This window comes from Litoreibacter halocynthiae (assembly GCF_004365635.1).
GTDB lineage: Bacteria > Pseudomonadota > Alphaproteobacteria > Rhodobacterales > Rhodobacteraceae > Litoreibacter > Litoreibacter halocynthiae.
In genome coordinates this window covers 284,832-301,103 of sequence record NZ_SOBH01000004.1, presented here as the reverse complement: position 1 = coordinate 301,103, position 16,272 = coordinate 284,832, and the positions used below count along the sequence as shown (strand labels likewise).

At 56.6% G+C, this 16,272-nt stretch carries 13 protein-coding genes; 8 read left to right on the top strand and 5 right to left on the bottom strand.

What is annotated here, in order from left to right:
• Positions 1–28: 28 nt before the first annotated feature.
• The 4 genes from fzlA (at position 29) to BDE40_RS16655 (ending at position 3,157) form a co-directional block, all read left to right on the top strand.
• Positions 29–694 carry an FtsZ-binding protein FzlA gene (fzlA, locus tag BDE40_RS16670; RefSeq protein WP_073144826.1) on the top strand — a complete coding sequence of 222 codons (666 nt, stop codon included), beginning with the start codon at positions 29–31 and terminating at the stop codon, positions 692–694.
• Complete coding sequence (queG, locus tag BDE40_RS16665; protein ID WP_134016482.1) at positions 691–1,719, top strand: tRNA epoxyqueuosine(34) reductase QueG; 1,029 nt, start codon at positions 691–693, stop codon at positions 1,717–1,719. The genes fzlA and queG overlap by 4 nt, the downstream gene beginning before the upstream one ends.
• A complete protein-coding gene (locus BDE40_RS16660) occupies positions 1,716–2,582 on the top strand; it encodes an SDR family oxidoreductase (protein ID WP_134016480.1) in 867 nt (288 codons plus the stop codon). The genes queG and BDE40_RS16660 overlap by 4 nt, the downstream gene beginning before the upstream one ends.
• A 77-nt stretch (positions 2,583–2,659) precedes the next feature.
• Positions 2,660–3,157 (top strand): L,D-transpeptidase family protein, encoded by a 498-nt coding sequence (locus BDE40_RS16655; RefSeq protein WP_134016478.1) that lies wholly within the window; start codon positions 2,660–2,662, stop codon positions 3,155–3,157.
• Between the two features lie 10 nt (positions 3,158–3,167).
• Here the strand turns inward: BDE40_RS16655 and dalA are convergent, their stop codons facing one another.
• Positions 3,168–3,677 (bottom strand): divisome-associated lipoprotein DalA, encoded by a 510-nt coding sequence (dalA, locus tag BDE40_RS16650; protein ID WP_134016476.1) that lies wholly within the window; start codon positions 3,675–3,677, stop codon positions 3,168–3,170.
• Between the two features lie 159 nt (positions 3,678–3,836).
• Between dalA and BDE40_RS16645 the strand changes: the two genes are divergently transcribed.
• Both BDE40_RS16645 and BDE40_RS16640 read left to right on the top strand, forming a co-directional pair.
• Positions 3,837–4,439, top strand: coding sequence for a L,D-transpeptidase (locus BDE40_RS16645; RefSeq protein WP_134016474.1), 603 nt, complete (start codon positions 3,837–3,839; stop codon positions 4,437–4,439).
• A gap of 156 nt (positions 4,440–4,595) precedes the next feature.
• Positions 4,596–4,775, top strand: a complete 180-nt coding sequence (locus BDE40_RS16640) for a hypothetical protein (protein WP_073144841.1) — start codon at positions 4,596–4,598, stop codon at positions 4,773–4,775.
• A gap of 76 nt (positions 4,776–4,851) precedes the next feature.
• Here BDE40_RS16640 and rlmN read toward each other — a convergent pair whose 3' ends face one another.
• From rlmN to BDE40_RS16625, 3 genes are all read right to left on the bottom strand, one after another.
• A complete protein-coding gene (gene rlmN / locus BDE40_RS16635) occupies positions 4,852–6,045 on the bottom strand; it encodes a dual-specificity RNA methyltransferase RlmN (RefSeq protein WP_134016473.1) in 1,194 nt (397 codons plus the stop codon).
• A 42-nt stretch (positions 6,046–6,087) separates the two neighbouring features.
• Complete coding sequence (locus BDE40_RS16630; protein WP_134016471.1) at positions 6,088–6,705, bottom strand: Hint domain-containing protein; 618 nt, start codon at positions 6,703–6,705, stop codon at positions 6,088–6,090.
• Between the two features lie 95 nt (positions 6,706–6,800).
• Complete coding sequence (locus BDE40_RS16625) at positions 6,801–7,331, bottom strand: invasion associated locus B family protein (protein WP_073144847.1); 531 nt, start codon at positions 7,329–7,331, stop codon at positions 6,801–6,803.
• A 167-nt stretch (positions 7,332–7,498) separates the two neighbouring features.
• Here BDE40_RS16625 and BDE40_RS16620 point away from each other — a divergent pair, with 167 nt between their 5' ends.
• Positions 7,499–8,497, top strand: coding sequence for an asparaginase (locus tag BDE40_RS16620; RefSeq protein WP_134016469.1), 999 nt, complete (start codon positions 7,499–7,501; stop codon positions 8,495–8,497).
• On the opposite strand, the gene BDE40_RS16615 is transcribed toward BDE40_RS16620, so the two are convergent.
• The gene (locus tag BDE40_RS16615; RefSeq protein ID WP_134016710.1) at positions 8,488–10,623 is read right to left on the bottom strand and encodes an ATP-binding protein; all 2,136 of its coding nucleotides are present in this window, start codon (positions 10,621–10,623) and stop codon (positions 8,488–8,490) included. The two genes, BDE40_RS16620 and BDE40_RS16615, sit on opposite strands and share 10 nt — an antisense overlap.
• Before the next feature lie 133 nt (positions 10,624–10,756).
• On the opposite strand from BDE40_RS16615, the gene BDE40_RS16610 reads away from it, so the two are divergent.
• A complete protein-coding gene (locus BDE40_RS16610) occupies positions 10,757–16,189 on the top strand; it encodes an alpha-2-macroglobulin family protein (RefSeq protein WP_134016467.1) in 5,433 nt (1,810 codons plus the stop codon).
• Positions 16,190–16,272: the final 83 nt, after the last annotated feature.

Here is a 16,272-nt window from a genome sequence, read left to right as displayed (position 1 = left end):
AGACTGATTTCTCTCATTGGATAATGTGATGAACCGCCTCTACCACGCCCCGCTCTCTCCGTTTTGCCGCAAGGTGCGCCTCGTTTTGGCTGAAAAGAAGGTTGAGGTTGAGCTGGTTGAGGAGCGTTACTGGGAGCAAAGCGCCGACTTCATGCAGCGCAACCCCGCAGGTAAGGTGCCGATCCTGAAGATCGACAGCCAAACCTTGAGCGAAAGTCAGGCTATCTGCGAGTATCTGGAGGAAGTCATTCCAGAGCCGGCCCTGCTTCCCAAGAAGCCGGAAGATCGCGCGGAGGTGCGCAGATTGGTGTTCTGGTTTGACGACAAGTTTCACCAAGAAGTCACATCGAAGCTTCTTTACGAGCGGGTCAACAAGAAAATCATGGGTCAAGGATACCCTGAAAGCCGAAACGTGAAGCTGGGCGCGCAAAAAATCAAATACCACATCGATTATATGGGCTGGCTGCTGGATCAACGCCGTTGGTTGGGGGGCGATCAGCTCAGCTTGGCCGATTTCACAGCTGCCGCCCATTTCTCATGCCTCGATTACATTCGTGACGTGGACTGGAACAGGAATGCCAACGTCAAGGATTGGTATGCGAAGATAAAATCTCGCCCTGCCTTCCGGTCCATCCTTGCAGATCAGGTGCCGGGCTTCATCCAGCCGCCGCATTATGCGGATCTGGATTTTTGAGTCTAAAGGACCGGTTGAAGCAGCAAGCCCTCGCGGAAGGATTTGCGAAAATGGGTATCTGCACACCAGATGCCATTCCTCAAGCGCCGGACCGTTTAAACACCTATGTTGACGAAGGACGCCACGGCCAAATGGGGTGGATGGCCGAGCGCATGACATGGCGGGGTAATCCATCCGCGCTTTGGCCCGAAGCCCGATCCGTCATTATGCTCGCTGAGGTTTACTCGCCCGATCACGACCCGCTCGAAACACTGAAACTACGCGACCGCGCGGCGGTGTCGGTTTATGCGCAGAACCGCGACTATCACGACATCGTAAAAAAACGCCTGAAGCGGGTTGGTCGCTGGTTGATTGATCAGGCCGAAGGGGTCGAGATCAAAGTATTCGTAGATACCGCACCCGTTATGGAAAAACCGTTGGCACAGGCGGCTGGGCTGGGGTGGCAGGGGAAGCACACGAATGTCCTATCCCGCGATCTGGGCAACTGGTTCTTTCTTGGTGCGATCTTCACCACCGTAGAATTAGAGCCTGATCAGGCCCAAACAGACAATTGTGGCACTTGCCGTGCCTGCTTGGACATTTGCCCCACCGACGCATTCCCCGCTGCGTTCCAGTTGGATGCGCGACGTTGCATTTCCTACCTGACGATCGAGCACAAAGGGCCGGTCGACGAAGAATTGCGCAGCAGGCTTGGAAACCGCATCTACGGCTGTGATGATTGCCTTGCGGTTTGCCCTTGGAACAAGTTTGCCAAAGACGCGACGGAGTTGCGCTATGCTGCACGAGACGATCTGCGTGCTCCAGCGCTCTCGGAATTGGTGGCCCTAGATGATGCAGCCTTCCGTGCGAAGTTTTCCGGCTCGCCAATCAAACGAATTGGGCGGGACCGTTTCATCCGCAATGTGCTGTATGCCATCGGGAACTCCGAAGACGCGAAACTGGTTAATTCAGCACTCGCTCATATTCATGATTCAGACCCTACCATCGCCGACGCCGCGCGTTGGGCAGTTAACAGGTTAAGCTGATGCCGCATCTCTTAAGCTTTGGACACGGGTATTCGGCTCAGGCGTTGACGAGGATTCTGCTTGATCAAGGCTGGACCGTTACTGGTACCTCTCGAACTCGGGAAAAGGTGGAAAGCCTGAAGCAAGACGGCGTGCAGGCCGTTGTTTGGCCGTCCACGGACATGGACTCACATTTGGCAACAGCGACTCACTTGCTTGTATCGGTTGGGCCGGGCGAGAGCGGTGATCCGGTTTTGAACGAGCTTCGTTCGCAAATCTCAAAGGTCGCCGACAAACTCGATTGGGTTGGTTACCTGTCGACCACTGGCGTCTACGGTGATCACAATGGAGGCTGGGTGGATGAGTCGACACCCCTCACTCCTTCAACCCGACGTGGAAAACGACGGGTCGAGGCTGAAGCTGCATGGCAAGATCTGGCATCCGAAACGGGCCTGCCGCTTCATATTTTCCGTTTGGCGGGCATTTACGGGCCGGGCCGCGGGCCGTTTTCAAAGGTTCGGAACGGGACGGCGCGACGCATAATCAAAGATGGTCAGGTCTTCAGCCGCATCCATGTCGACGATATTGCGCAAGTTCTGGAAGCGTCGATCCAGCGTCCCAATGCCGGCACGGTTTACAACCTTTGCGATGATGATGCAGCACCACCACAAGACGTGATCGGGTATGCAGCCAAGCTGTTGGGGATGCCATTGCCAGAGGCGATCGACTTCGGATCCGCAGACTTGTCCCCAATGGCGCGAAGCTTCTATGCCGAATCGAAGCGCGTGCGTAACGATCGCATCAAGGACGAGCTGGGGGTGACATTGCTCTATCCAGACTACCGCAGCGGGCTTCAGGCGCTACTTACCGCTGAAAACACATAGGCGTGACGGTGAATTTAGTGGATTCCTGCGGGATCTATTTTTGGTTATAGTCTCCAAAAAATGGGATGGTAGCTCATATGCGTTTTGTGTTTTTGCGCGGTCTTTTATTGGCCTCTTTGTTGGTGTTGTCGGCATGCTCGTCAAAATTTATCACATATAACGGCCCTGAGGTAACGAAGCTCGAAATCCATAAGGGTCAGAGACTGCTGAAGGTTTTCCACGGAAATCGCGTCCTTAAAACCTTTGAAGTTGATCTGGGGTTCGGTGCTCTGGGCCATAAGCAGTACGAAGGCGACGGGCGCACACCCGAAGGGCGCTACACCATTGATCGACGCAATCCGAACAGCTCGTTTTACCTGTCATTGGGGATATCTTACCCGAATGAAGTGGATCGTGCCTATGCCCGTACGATTGGCAAGTCGCCCGGAGGCGATATCTTCATCCACGGTCAGCCCAACCTAAAAGGCAAACGCGGACCGGATTGGACTGCGGGCTGTATCGCTATCAGAAATGGCGAAATGCGACTGCTCTACGCGATGGTGAAGAACGGTACGGTTATCGACATATTTCCGTAAGCGGGCAGCCTTAGCTGCCCGTTACCATCGTCCACCAGATTTTTCCGCTGGGTTCCTGGAACCACGAGAAGCCCATCTTGCGGGCGCGTGGTGACAAGATAACATCGCGGGTTGCAGGTGTTTCCATCCAAGCTGCTACAGTCTCGGACTCGTTTTCGTAGGTTTCAGAGATGTTTTCCCCGACCATTTCACCCTCATACCCTGTGCGGGCAACACGATCGAGCGGTGAAGAGCCGTCTGAGCCAAAGTGCCAAGGGCGGTTCTGAACAGACATGTCGCGCGAATGCGTCGCAGCCGCCGCGGTCAGTTTGCTATCAAGTTCCAAAGAGCCTTTGCCCGCAGCAACGCGCAACGCGTTGACGGAATCGAGCACACGGAACTGAATTGCAGCGGTGTCTTTGGTCTTGATTCGGTAAACGCGTGGGAGCGGCTTTCCGTCTGGGCCGACTGTCGGTGCAGTGGGCGTACACGCCGAGAGCGCAAAGAACGCGGAGATCAGGATGAGGATCAGTCTTGCCATACCATTTATTCCTTAGAATTTTGCCAATGCTTAAACTGAACCGTGAGACTGATCAAACACGGTGGTGAAAAATGGCCGATCACATCATTGTTTGATTTGTGATTGAGGCATTCTCGCCATATTAAAGGGGTGAAGACTTACTCGAGGAGGGTATGTTCCATGAGCAAACAGAATTTGATTGGCCTGAACCGCCGCCACTTCCTACTTAGCGCCGGTGCTGCCGCGACCAGCCTTGCGGCCCCCGCGTTCGCGCAAAATGGCGCGGATACGACGGAGAATGAGCGGGATCTGACTGAAGTCGTACGCCGCAATATGTCGAGCTTCCGCTCGCTGACCTGGCAGCCTTATTTCAGCAACCTTCGCAAAGGTGCGATTCTTGTCGATATTGATAGTCGCGCACTTCACATGTGGACTGAAGATGGGAACTATAGCTTATATCCTTCGTCGGTTCCGCTTTCAGAAGACCTGACCCGACGCGGTCGCACCAGCATTGTGCGTAAGGTTGACGGCCCAACTTGGAGTCCAACCCCCGCGATGAAAAAGCGTAACCCCGAATGGCCCGACTTTGTGCCAGCGGGCCCGGATAATCCGTTGGGAACGCACGCGCTGTACCTTGGTTGGACCTATTACCGCATTCACGGGACGCACGACACGCGCAAAATCGGGCGTCGTTCGTCGAACGGATGCATCGGATTGTTCAACGAGCACATCGCCGAGGTATTCTCCAAAGCGAAAGTGGGCACGCAAGTGTTGCTAATTTGACGACATTCTGAATAGTTGAATCTGACCTGACGGGTCGAGCCATTGTATTAACCTCACAACCTTGGTTATAGAATGTCACGAGATACTGTCTTGGGTGCCTGTGGATGGACCGGATAGTCTGGTTCCAGCGGGCGTGTCTTGGAAGGATAAATTGAGATGAAAAAAATCGTACTTGCAGCAGTTTTCACTGCAGCCGCTTCTTCTGCTTTCGCTGGTGGTCTTTCCGACCCAATCATCGAAGAGCCTGTAATCGTTGAAGAAACTTCTTCTTCGGCTGGCGGCATTCTGATTCCACTGCTGTTCCTGGTTCTGGCTGCTGCCGCTGCTTCTTCCTAAGCGCACGCTAAACCAACTGTTTGAAGGGGCGTCCGAGTAATCGGGCGCCTTTTCTACGTTCAGGGTGTAAGTTCTCTTATTCTTTGGACAGTCCTGCGTCTGCCTCGATCTGCTTGCGAGATTTGCGCGCGCGCTCTGTCGCGGATTTCAACTGGCCACATGCCGCCATGATGTCTTCGCCACGCGGTTTGCGAACGGGTGAGGCATACCCCGCCTGATAGACGATCTCGGAAAACGCCCTGATACGGTTGTTTGACGACCGCTCATAAGGGGCGCCGGGCCATTCGTTAAACGGAATCAGATTGATTTTGGCGGGAATGCCCTTGATCAGCTCGACCAACCGATACGCGTCCTCATCGGAATCATTCACGTCCTTAAGCATCACGTATTCAAAGGTGATCCGCTCGCTATTCGACGCCTTGGGATATGCCCTGAGCGAAGCGAGAAGTTCTTCAATATTCCAACGCTTGTTGATCGGGACCAGTTTGTCGCGAATCTCGTCCGTCGTGCCGTGAAAGGACACCGCTAGAAGGCAGCCGATTTCTTGGGCTGTACGGGCGATTTCTGGCACGACGCCTGAGGTCGACAGTGTAATTCGACGGCGAGAAAGGCTGATTCCCTCCGGATCCATCGCGATTTTCATCGCGTCGCGCACGTTCTCGAAGTTGTAGAGCGGCTCGCCCATGCCCATCAGGACGATGTTGGACAACTTGCGCCGCGCCTCGTCATTCGGGTTATGCCCCGGTTCTGGCCACTCACCCAGATCATCACGAGCCAGCATGACTTGCCCGATGATTTCACCTGCCGTCAGATTGCGCACCAGCTTTTGCGTACCGGTGTGGCAGAAAGAGCAGGTCAACGTGCAGCCAACTTGACTGGAAATGCACAAGGTGCCGCGATCTTCCTCGGGGATGTAGACGACCTCCACCTCATGCCCGCCAGCGATCCGCACCAGATATTTGCGCGTGCCGTCGGTGCTGACCTGACGGGTCACGACTTCGGGAAGGGCAATTTCGAACTTCTCGGCCAGCAGAGCCCGATAGTCTTTGGCAAGGTTCGTCATGCTGTCAAAGTCACGTACACCCTTCTGATATAGCCATTGCCACACCTGGCCGGTCCGCATTTTCGCCTGCTTTTCGGGTGTTCCCGCAGCAATCAATGCGTCGCGCAAATCATCTCGGGTAAGGCCAACCAAGTTGACACGGTCGCTGTCGGGCAGCTTGCGCGGTATGGTTACTAAATCTTGCGTGATCGGAGCGTTCGCGGACATCAGAGCCTCACAGAGAGCAGGAAGACCGCCGAATACACCAAATTAGTGCAAAGGGAAACCAGCTGCATGCTGTGGATGGGTGACTTGCGGGCGTACAAGGCTGCAAGCAAGCCGTGCTTCTTCCGCGGATAGGGCGGGGCGGTTGGACGAGCGATCGCTTGGGCCCAAGTCTACCGCCAGATTTCCGCAATAGAGCAGATGGCTCTGAAGGAACCCCAAGGAGACATAGGTTACGCCTCGCAGTCCCTCGACTTGGCGAACCCCGTCTATATGCAACAAATCTTTGGCGGAAATCAGAACTTCCCGCGCAGAAAACAGCATGTCGAACATTTGGTGACGCAGTGCAATTCGCTGTGTGGGTGCAAGAAACAAGTCCGCGCTTGGGCGGTCGCCACCGAATATACCTGAAGGTATGCGGATCGGAGATTTTTCTGGCTTCGCAATTAAGTCCACGTCCCTGAAGGCAATGCATTTGATGGTTTGCATACCAAGGTCTTTGGTCAATATGCGGTCGCCGGATTTTAGGTCCTCGACAAAGCGTTCGCCGGCGCTGGTCATGACGGGCGTTCCCACGCTCAACCCCGCAGGGGAAAGGCGGACAGCGACCGGCTTCTTTTCAACAGGAAGACGGATAGAGGTAATACTGGTGTGGATTGTCATTTGATGCTGCCTGTTGGCCGGTTGTCCCGGTCTTAGAGTTAGCGAGTTAAGGAACCTTGGCAGCCGATCCCTTAACCCTGAAAAATTTGACTAAATTACCCGCCGCAACGCTTCGCGGCATCCTCCAGCGCGGCGGTAAAGCCGAGCAGTGAGAACGAATCCTTCGTTGTCGTGCCGCGTTTGGACACACCGGTGATGACAGCGTCCGCACCGCGTTTCATGGCAGAAATGATCTTGTTGTCATCCGCAGGGGTCGGCGCCCAAGCGGTTTCACCACTGGTGAACAACTCATACTCACTGTCGCCGATTTTCAGGCTGACAGTTGCACCGTCCGGATAGGGATAGCCACCGGTGAAGGAGACTTCGCCCAGCTTACCGGCCCCGGGCCAATAGCTCACGAACATAAGCGTGTCGCCGCGGGTCACAGCCACAACGCGGCCGCCCTTGGTGTTCACAACTTCCTTCGGGCTGGATACGATCCAACACTGCGTCGGGTTGTCCTCAACAAACACGCTCCAGTCCGTTTTGGACGCGACGCGATTTGTAGATTGCTCCTGAGCGGAAAGGGGGCCAGTGGCCAGAATAAGGGCCGCGCTTACGGCCATGCTTTGCAGCACTTTTTTCATGTATCTCACAGCTCCAGCTGTTTCTGCCTCTTGTGCGCTGAACGACCCTTAACGGATTCAACTTGTGCCAGCACAGCATATTATTATCTCGATTGCCAAACGATAGCCCAGAATGCATGTGTTGGGGAAGCCCAATTGGCGAATTTCCGCTTTAGAAGGAGGCGTCTATGACACAACCGATCCCCATGGTCGAAATCTGGCGGGGCGACCTGCTTGAATCACAACATCTGGGCCATGCGGTTGTGTGCGACACCAGTGGAAATGTTGTTGAGGCATGGGGTGATGACGAAAAGGTGATCTATCCGCGTTCGTCGTGCAAGATGTTGCAGGCCTTACCTTTGATCGAGAGCGGTGCCGCTGACGCATTCGGATTGACGCCAGAGCAATTGGCACTGTCTTGCGCGTCACACAAAGGGGCCGCGATTCACACCGACCGAGTGCAGGTTTGGTTGGATACTCTTGGCCTACAGGTTTCGGATTTCCGCTGCGGCCCGCAAAAACCGTCTGACAAAGATGCGCACGATGCGCTGATCCGTGCCGGCAAGCAGCCATGCCAGATTCATAACAATTGTTCGGGCAAACACAGCGGGTTTCTGACGCTCAACAAACACCTTGGAGAAGGCCCGGACTACGTGGAGGTTGATCACCCTGTTCAACGCGCGGCCCGCGCAGCCTTCGAGGAAATGACTGGGGAAACGGCAGAGTTTTACGGGATCGACGGATGCTCCGCGCCGAATTTTTCGACAACGGTGACTGGCCTGGCACGCGCGATGGCCCGAATGGCAAAGCCCTCCGGGTCTGATGCACGCGCAAAGGCGTCGACCCGCTTGGTGGACGCGATGCGGGCCCACCCCGATCTGGTCGCTGGTGAAGGCCGTGCTTGCACCGAACTGATGCGTGCGATGGACGGAAAGGTTGCGATCAAGACGGGCGCAGAGGCGGTTTTCGTCGCGATCCTGCCAGAACAAGGCCTAGGCATGGCGTTGAAAATAGCCGATGGCGGGACGAGAGCCGCCGAGGCTGCAATCGCAGGGCTTTTGGTGAAGTACGGCGCTCTCGATGCAAATCACCCAATGGCCAAGAAGCGGCTGCATGGCCCAATTTCGAACTGGAACGGATTGATTACTGGCCACATGCGTCTAAGCCCGGGCTTCCTTCAGCTTTGAAACGGAGTGGTTTCCGTGGGCGAAAGCTCTTCTATGAGGGCGTGAATTTTATCCTTCTTTAGAGGTTTGGTCAGGTAGTGGCTAATTCCTGCCTCCCTAATCCGCTCCTCGTCACCCGCCATCGCGTGTGCTGTCATGGCGATGATCGGAACGGGGTCTGAGCCGCGAATGCCCTCCAACTGACGAATGGTGCGACTTGCTTCCATTCCGTCCATTTCGGGCATCGAGATGTCCATAAACACCAGATCAAAATGCCCCTGCTCAAAAGCTTCGACGGCCTCGACGCCGTTGGACGCCATGGTCAAATCAGCGGCCACAGTCTTGAGCATTTTGCGAAACACCAGCTGGTTGGTTTTGTTGTCTTCCGCGGCCAGAATGCGCAACTGACGGGCCTCTTTTTTGGCCACAGGCGCATGTGCAGCTCTCGCAAGACTGTCAAAAAGATCCTGACGATGGAATGGTTTGCGAAGCGTAGGGATGTTGGTCGGAACTGCGGCCGGATCAGCGGGTGAGATCATTGCAACAATCGGGACGCCGGGAAAAACGCGACCTACGGTTTCGATTGTGGAGGGGCCGTCGCAATACTCGTGGTGATGACCTACGAAAATGATGTCGGGAGCCATATCGGTCTTTGCTGCAGCGGCGTTCGGCAATGCGATCATCGGCAGGCCCAACAGTTCCATCTGCCGCATGAGAATGTCGAGGTCCATGGCGTTGGGCTCGATGACGATGGCGGACTTGATCGTATTCGGGATCATGTTCGGCACCGCTTCGGCATCAGAAACCAGCGGCAGGTTTATCTGAAACCCAAAGCAGGCGCCTTCGTCCTTGACGCTGGTGATCCAGACTTCGCCTCCCATCTGCTCGACCAGCTTTCTGGTGATGGCGAGGCCCAATCCGGTGCCTTCGAATTTGCGGTTCGCCTCGTCTTCAATCTGGTTGAACTCGCCGAAGATGTGATCAACCATAGACGCCTCAACCCCAAGCCCGCTGTCTTCAATGGTGAAATGCAATTGGCAGCTTCGGGTTGCATCGTCGACGATTCCGACGACGCGGACCATGACGTAGCCTTCATCGGTAAACTTCACGGCGTTACCCACAAGATTGGTCAGAATCTGGCGGATACGGCCATGGTCACCGATAAACTCGGCGGGCAGAAACTGATCATAGTCGATCTGAAAATCCAGCCCTTTTTGCTGGACGGTAGGGCCAACAATTAAACCGACATCCTGCACCAGTCGTTCCAGATCAAATGGTTGCGGCTTGAGCTGGATTTTCTCTGCTTCAATCTTTGAGAAATCCAAAACATCGTTGATGATATCTAGCAATGCCTCACCCGAGTTGCGGATCGTCTGAGCGTAAAGCGTGCTTTCTTCATCGAGTCCGTTCTCAAGCAGCAGGTCTGCCATTCCGACAACACCATTCATCGGGGTGCGCAATTCGTGGCTCATCTTTGCGAGGAATGCGGATTTCGCCCGGTCGGCAGCTTGCGCCTTATCCCGTGCGTCCCGCAGTTCGTCTTCGCGCAGGATATTTTCGGTGATGTTGAGTACCATCGACACCACCCCACCGTCTGAGGTGCGGCGGTCCATCATTTTGACGTAAACGCCGTTCCAGAAACGAAGGGTGATCGGTTCAATTTCTGCGCCGGTCCAGCGACCTTGCATCATGTCGAGCCAGTCTTCCGGTTTTTGGCCACACAAATCAACGATGCCTTCGTCGATACAAAGATCGAGAATTTCAACATACCCTGATCCCGGACCGATATCGCCCGCACCTTCAAAAGCGGCGAGATAAGGCGGATTGGCCGCGATCAGGTTCAGCTTTGCGTCAAACAGAGCGAAACCGTCGCGGATGGTGTCAATCGCGTCCCAAAGCAGGCGCTCCACAGCAACCACTTTGTGGTTGGCCGCGACAAGGTCCTTGGCCACGCGTGTGTTTTGCCCTTCTAGCTCTTGCACAACGCGTCTTTGATCTACGATTTGACCAGACAGATCCAAAGCGTGGGCAGACAGCTTGCGATTTGCCGCCGTCAGCTCGGCCTGTTTTTGCTCCAACAACCGTTCAGCAGCCAGCCGGGCACGCCGCTCCCGCATAAGGTCGTCATTTGCTAGGGAGTGTTCCATCATCCTCGAATCGTCTGCCTGTATATCGGCACAGATTTGCTGAACTTGGTGAACACCCACTTAATGCGATTGGGTTGCCCGACTCGCAGTGGTCGTGCAACCCTGAGGGAGTATTCAGAAAAACGAGGTTATCATGGCGTTCCGCATTTTCTTCGCAGGTTTTATTGCAGTCGTGACCGCAACAACGGCGCTTGCCGACGGCCTGATTCCGGAGCGCCGCATGACCCTGTCGCGCAATGTGGATTTTTACGGCAGCGACCTCACAAATATTTTCGACACCAGCTTCGACGCTTGCACGCGCGCTTGCCTGACCGATGCGTCTTGCAAGGCGTTAACCTTCAACACCAAATCCAGCGCTTGTTTCCCCAAATCGGACATCACGCAGAGCGAGCCTTTTGAAGGCGCATTGTCGGTCAGGGTCAGTGACGCGACGCCAGCCGAGCTGCGGTTAGCGGAAGCCCAGCGCGCTCAGGCGCCATTCTTGACCGAAGGCGATTTAAACGCAGCGCTCACGCAAGCGTCCACCATGACAAGTCGCTATGCCGCGAATGCGTTCACAGCCCAGCAGTTTGTTGAAGCGGCGGCGAAATCCCGTGGTGAAGGTAAACCGGACGTCGCGATGCGTTTCATTGGTGCCGGGCTTACGGTCGAAGACCGCTCTGATCTATGGGAGCAGTTTTCCCGCGATGCAGCGTCGGCTGCCAAGAAAGATTCAAGCAAACGGCGCGAGTTCAACCGGCTTTATTTGACCGCGTCCATCAACGCCTATTTGCGCGCGCCCAACCCTGCGATGTCGGTCAATGCGCTGACGACGATGGCGAAGGCGTTTGAACAGAACGGCAGGGGGCGTGACGCGATTGCGCCGCTGCGGCTTGCGCAATCCTTGCAGCCGAGAGACGACACCGAGAAAGCCTTGGATCGGGTAGTCGGCCTATTCGGCTTCAACGTCGCTGACACAGATGTTGAGAGCAATTCCGAGGAGCCGCGGATTTGCGTGGCGTTCTCAGAGTCATTGTCCAAAACCACCGACTACACGCCATTCGTGCAGTCACAGATCGAAGGGCTCAGCATTGAGGCGCAAGATCGCCAGCTTTGCCTCGGTGGCCTGAATCACGGTGAGCGCTATCGTTTCACCTTGCGCCAAGGTCTGCCTGCAGAGTCCGGCGAGGCTCTGCAAAAGCCGATTGAGATCACCCAATACGTGCGCGACCGCGCCCCGTCCGTCCGCTTCCCCGGGCGTGCCTATATCTTGCCAAGCAGCGGCGATGCCGCGCTGCCGGTGGTCGCTGTTAATACCGACAAGCTGGACCTGACGCTTTATAAAGTCTCGGACCGAAACATTTTGCGCACAATGCAAAGTGACTTCTTCGCCCGACCGCTTAGCTACTACGGCGAGCGGGAGTTCCGCTCCTCCATGGGTGTTGAGGTGTGGAAAGGCAAAGGCGACGTCCAGACCGAATTGAACCGCGATGTTACAACCCGACTGCCGGTGTCCGATATTGTGGGGCAAATGCAACCGGGAGTGTACGCGCTGCAGGCATCTGTCGCGGGTAAATCAACCAACGAAGCCTCCCCCGCAACGCAGTGGTTTGTGATCAGTGATCTTGGCCTGACCAGTCTCGAGGGTGTCGACGGCATGCATGTGTTTGTGCGCGGTCTTTCTGACGTGGCGGCGAAAGAGGGGGTTTCTGTTTCACTGATCTCCCGCGCCAACGAGGTGTTGGATACGGTAACGACCAATGCGGAAGGCTATGCCCGCTTTGATGCCGGCCTTATTCGTGGTCTCGGTGCGGCTGCACCCGGTTTGCTGACGGTCCAAAAAGACGACGACTTTGCGTTTCTGTCCCTGCGCGACCCCGAATTTGATTTGTCGGACCGTGGTGTTGAGGGCAACGCGCCCGCCAAGCCTGTCGATCTGTTCGTGACCACCGAGCGCGGGGCTTACCGCGCAGGCGAAACTATCAACGCTTTGGCCCTCGCGCGGGACGGTACGGCCAAGGCGATTGAAGATTTGTCGCTTACAGCAGTCCTTAGCCGCCCTGACGGCGTCGAATATTCACGAACCACCGAGCAGGATGCAGGCGCGGGTGGCCGTATGTTTGCGATGCCGCTTGGCACGGAAGTTCCTCGCGGCACATGGACCTTTGCCATATTTGCGGACCCCGAAGCGCCTGCGCTGTCTACGCAAAACCTGTTGGTGGAGGATTTTCTGCCGGAACGCATCGACGCGACGCTCACGCTCCCTGAAGGACCAATGATTGCGGGTCAAAATGCCCCTGAACTTGGGATTGAGGCGCGATACCTTTTCGGCGCCCCCGGCGCAGATCTCGCGGTCGAGGGCGACATGGTCCTTCGTGCCTCCGGCTTTCTGGATGGCTATAAGGGGTACCGCTTCGGGCGTCACGACACCCCATTCCGCCCCATTCGTAGCGGTTTTGTCTCTAACGTCCGCACCGATACGGCTGGCTTGGCAACAGCATTGCTTGAGGTGCCTGAGTTGACCGAGGTGATGCAACCGCTGGAAGCAGAAGTTGTCGTTCGTGTCCGCGAAGGCTCTAACCGCCCGATCGAGCGCCGTATCACGCGCGCCCTTTTGCTCGATAAACCGCTGATCGGCGTCAAGCCGGGCTTTGACGGTGTTTTACCTGAAAATGCCGAGGCCAATTTCAATGTCGTTGCGCTGGCCCCCGACCTGACACCACAAGATATGCAAGTCCGCTGGACGATCAATCGCGTGCGGACCGAGTACCAGTGGTACTCAAACTACGGCAACTGGTACTGGGATCCGATCACCACGCGCAGCCGTGTGGCATCCGGCGAAGCAACCGTGACGGCGGGCGCGCCTTTGCAGATCGGTGCACCAGTTGAGTGGGGCGAATACGAAATCAAGGTCGAGCGCGTTGACGGACCTTATGTTGCGACCTCAATGAGCTTCACTGCCGGTTGGTACGCAAGTGCTGACGCTGCCCAAACACCCGATCTCCTCGAAGCCTCTCTTGATCAGGAGCTCTACAAGTCCGGCGATACCGCTACCCTGCGCATCGTGTCGCGCTATGCGGGCACGGCCTTGGTCACCGTGATGTCAAACCGCTTGATTGATATGAAGGCGGTTGAGGTGTTCGAGGGCGAGAACCTGATCACACTTCCAGTCACCGACGATTGGGGAAGCGGGGCATATGTGTCTGCCTCCGTTCTGCGCCCGATGGATGCAGTGGCAGGGCAGAACCCTGCGCGCGCTTTGGGCTTGTCTCATGCGTCCGTAGACCCTGAAAATGCGAAACTTCGGGCGAAATTCGAAACGGCAGGGGAGGCCGCCCCGCGTGGCCCGCTCACAGCGCGGCTCAAAGTGGATAATGCGGATGGCGACGTTTACGCGATGATCGCCGCGGTGGATCAGGGCATCCTCAACTTGACGGGATTCACACCGCCGGATGCCTCTGATCATTACTTCGGTCAACGCAAGCTGGGCGTCGCCATTCGCGATGTCTATGGCCGCCTCATTGACGGCACCACAGGGGCCTTGGGCACCATCCGCTCTGGTGGCGACGCAAGCGCGCAGCTTCGCGCAAAATCGCCACCACCAACCGAAGAGCTTGTGGCCTATGTCAGCGGCCCCTTGAAGGTCGGTGCAGATGGTATCGTAGAGACCGTGTTCGACCTTCCCGCGTTCAACGGCTCTGTTCGCTTGATGGCGGTCGTCTGGTCGAAAGACGGAGTCGGCGAAGCCGATACCGAGGTGCTGGTGCGCGACCCTGTCGTGGTGGCCGCCACGTTGCCGCGCTTCTTGGCACCCGGTGACAGCAGTCAGCTTTTACTGGAGATTGTGCATGCGGACGGTCCGACCGGTGACATGCCGCTTTCCGTTCGTGCGACAGGTGCGCGCCTCACGGGCGAGGTCCCGAATTCCGTGAAGCTTGGCGAGAAGGAAACAGTGCGCCTATCCATGCCGTTCACCGCGGAAGGGAGCGACGCTGTTTCGGTGGATGTCGCGCTCACGCTGCCTGATGGCCGAACGCTGAACCAAACGCACCGAATCGAGTTGCGCCGGAACGACCCGCCCATCCAACGGCGCAGCCAGTTCTCATTGGCGGCGGGCGGAACATTTACTCTGGATGAAAACGCTTTTGCGGGGTTCGCGGCTGGCTCCAGCTCTGTGACGCTTGCGGCAGGTCCGTTAGCCCGGTTTGACGTGGCAGGACTGCTTAACGCGCTCGACAGGTACCCTTATGGTTGCACCGAGCAGGTGACTTCGAAGGCTTTGCCGTTGCTCTATCTTGATCAGGTCGCCCGCGCGATGGGTCTGGAAGACCGCGATGGCATCGCGGAGCGGATCAGCCAGTCCATATCGCTGGTTCTGACCAATCAGGCATCCAACGGGGCTTTCGGGCTTTGGCGGCCCGACCGTGGCGATTTGTGGCTCGATTCATACGTGACCGACTTCTTGAGCAGAGCGCGGGCGCAGGGCCATGACGTGCCGCAAGTGGCGTTCAGACAAGCACTCGATAACCTGCGCAACGAAGTGAACAGCGCGCCTGACTTCGAGTATGGCGGTGAAGGCCTTGCCTATGCCCTGCTGGTTCTGGCCCGGGAGGGTGCCGCATCTATCGGAGACCTGCGGTACTATGCGGACACCAAGGCCTCCGATTTCGCCACTGCATTGGCAGCAGCACAATTGGGTGCGGCTCTTGCATCCTACGGTGACCCGTCGCGCGCCGACGCAATGTTTAGACGTGCAGCCAGCCTCTTGGACAAGCCAACGGGCAATGCACAAGTTTGGCGTGACGATTACGGCACCGACCTGCGGGATGCTGCTGCCGTTCTGACACTGGCCGTCGAAGCCGGATCAAACGTTTTGAACGTGGCCGAGATCGGCGCACGGATTGCACCTTCCATCGGAGATGTGGTCGGACGTTCGACGCAGGAATCCGTTTGGACACTGCTGGCAGCCAACGCCTTGATTGACCGCCAAGGGGCAGGGTTGTCGTTGAATGGCAATATCGTGGACGGGCCATTGGTTAAGGTTCTGGACGAGGATGCGCAACAACCTGTCGAGATTACCAATACCTCGTCCGACGCGACAATCGTGACTCTCACGGCCATCGGCGTTTCAGATGACCCTGTGCAAGCTGGTGGAAACGGATACCGGATCGCGCGCGATTACTATGATCTGGACGGAAATCCCGTTGATGCCGGTCGCGTGGCGTCGGGAACACGCTTGGTTTCAGTCTTAACGGTGACTCCGCTTGCGACAGGAGAGGCGAGGCTGATGGTAAACGACCCGCTGCCTGCCGGTTTCGAGATCGACAACCCAAACCTGTTGCGCAGCGGTGACGTCAAATCTCTGCCATGGCTCAACACCGACGCAAACGTCCGCAACTCGGAGTTTCGCGACGATAGATTCCTTGCCGCAGTTGATCACTACGGCAGGAAGGAATTCCAACTGGCCTATATTCTGCGCGCGGTGGCGCCTGGGGATTATCACCACCCTGCCGCAAGCGTCGAAGATATGTATCGCCCGTTCTACCGCGCCCGCACCGACGAGGGACGTGTGCAGGTCGTCCGGTAGTGAGGCTTGCCCGAACATTTGGGGTGTTGGCTGTCGCCCTTTGGGCGGCGGCCCTCGGGCGCGACCAGTTTGACGGGTGGGTC

What these genes read in the sequence shown, in the direction of transcription:
- BDE40_RS16620 (WP_134016469.1), top strand. Translation starts at nt 7,499, where the DNA reads ATGACACAACCGATCCCCATGGTCGAAATCTGGCGGGGCGACCTGCTT.
- dalA (WP_134016476.1), bottom strand. Translation starts at nt 3,677, where the DNA reads ATGGCAAGACTGATCCTCATCCTGATCTCCGCGTTCTTTGCGCTCTCG.
- BDE40_RS16625 (WP_073144847.1), bottom strand. Translation starts at nt 7,331, where the DNA reads ATGAAAAAAGTGCTGCAAAGCATGGCCGTAAGCGCGGCCCTTATTCTG.
- BDE40_RS16640 (WP_073144841.1), top strand. Translation starts at nt 4,596, where the DNA reads ATGAAAAAAATCGTACTTGCAGCAGTTTTCACTGCAGCCGCTTCTTCT.
- BDE40_RS16610 (WP_134016467.1), top strand. Translation starts at nt 10,757, where the DNA reads ATGGCGTTCCGCATTTTCTTCGCAGGTTTTATTGCAGTCGTGACCGCA.
- BDE40_RS16615 (WP_134016710.1), bottom strand. Translation starts at nt 10,623, where the DNA reads ATGGAACACTCCCTAGCAAATGACGACCTTATGCGGGAGCGGCGTGCC.
- fzlA (WP_073144826.1), top strand. Translation starts at nt 29, where the DNA reads ATGAACCGCCTCTACCACGCCCCGCTCTCTCCGTTTTGCCGCAAGGTG.
- BDE40_RS16655 (WP_134016478.1), top strand. Translation starts at nt 2,660, where the DNA reads ATGCGTTTTGTGTTTTTGCGCGGTCTTTTATTGGCCTCTTTGTTGGTG.
- BDE40_RS16630 (WP_134016471.1), bottom strand. Translation starts at nt 6,705, where the DNA reads ATGACAATCCACACCAGTATTACCTCTATCCGTCTTCCTGTTGAAAAG.
- rlmN (WP_134016473.1), bottom strand. Translation starts at nt 6,045, where the DNA reads ATGTCCGCGAACGCTCCGATCACGCAAGATTTAGTAACCATACCGCGC.
- BDE40_RS16645 (WP_134016474.1), top strand. Translation starts at nt 3,837, where the DNA reads ATGAGCAAACAGAATTTGATTGGCCTGAACCGCCGCCACTTCCTACTT.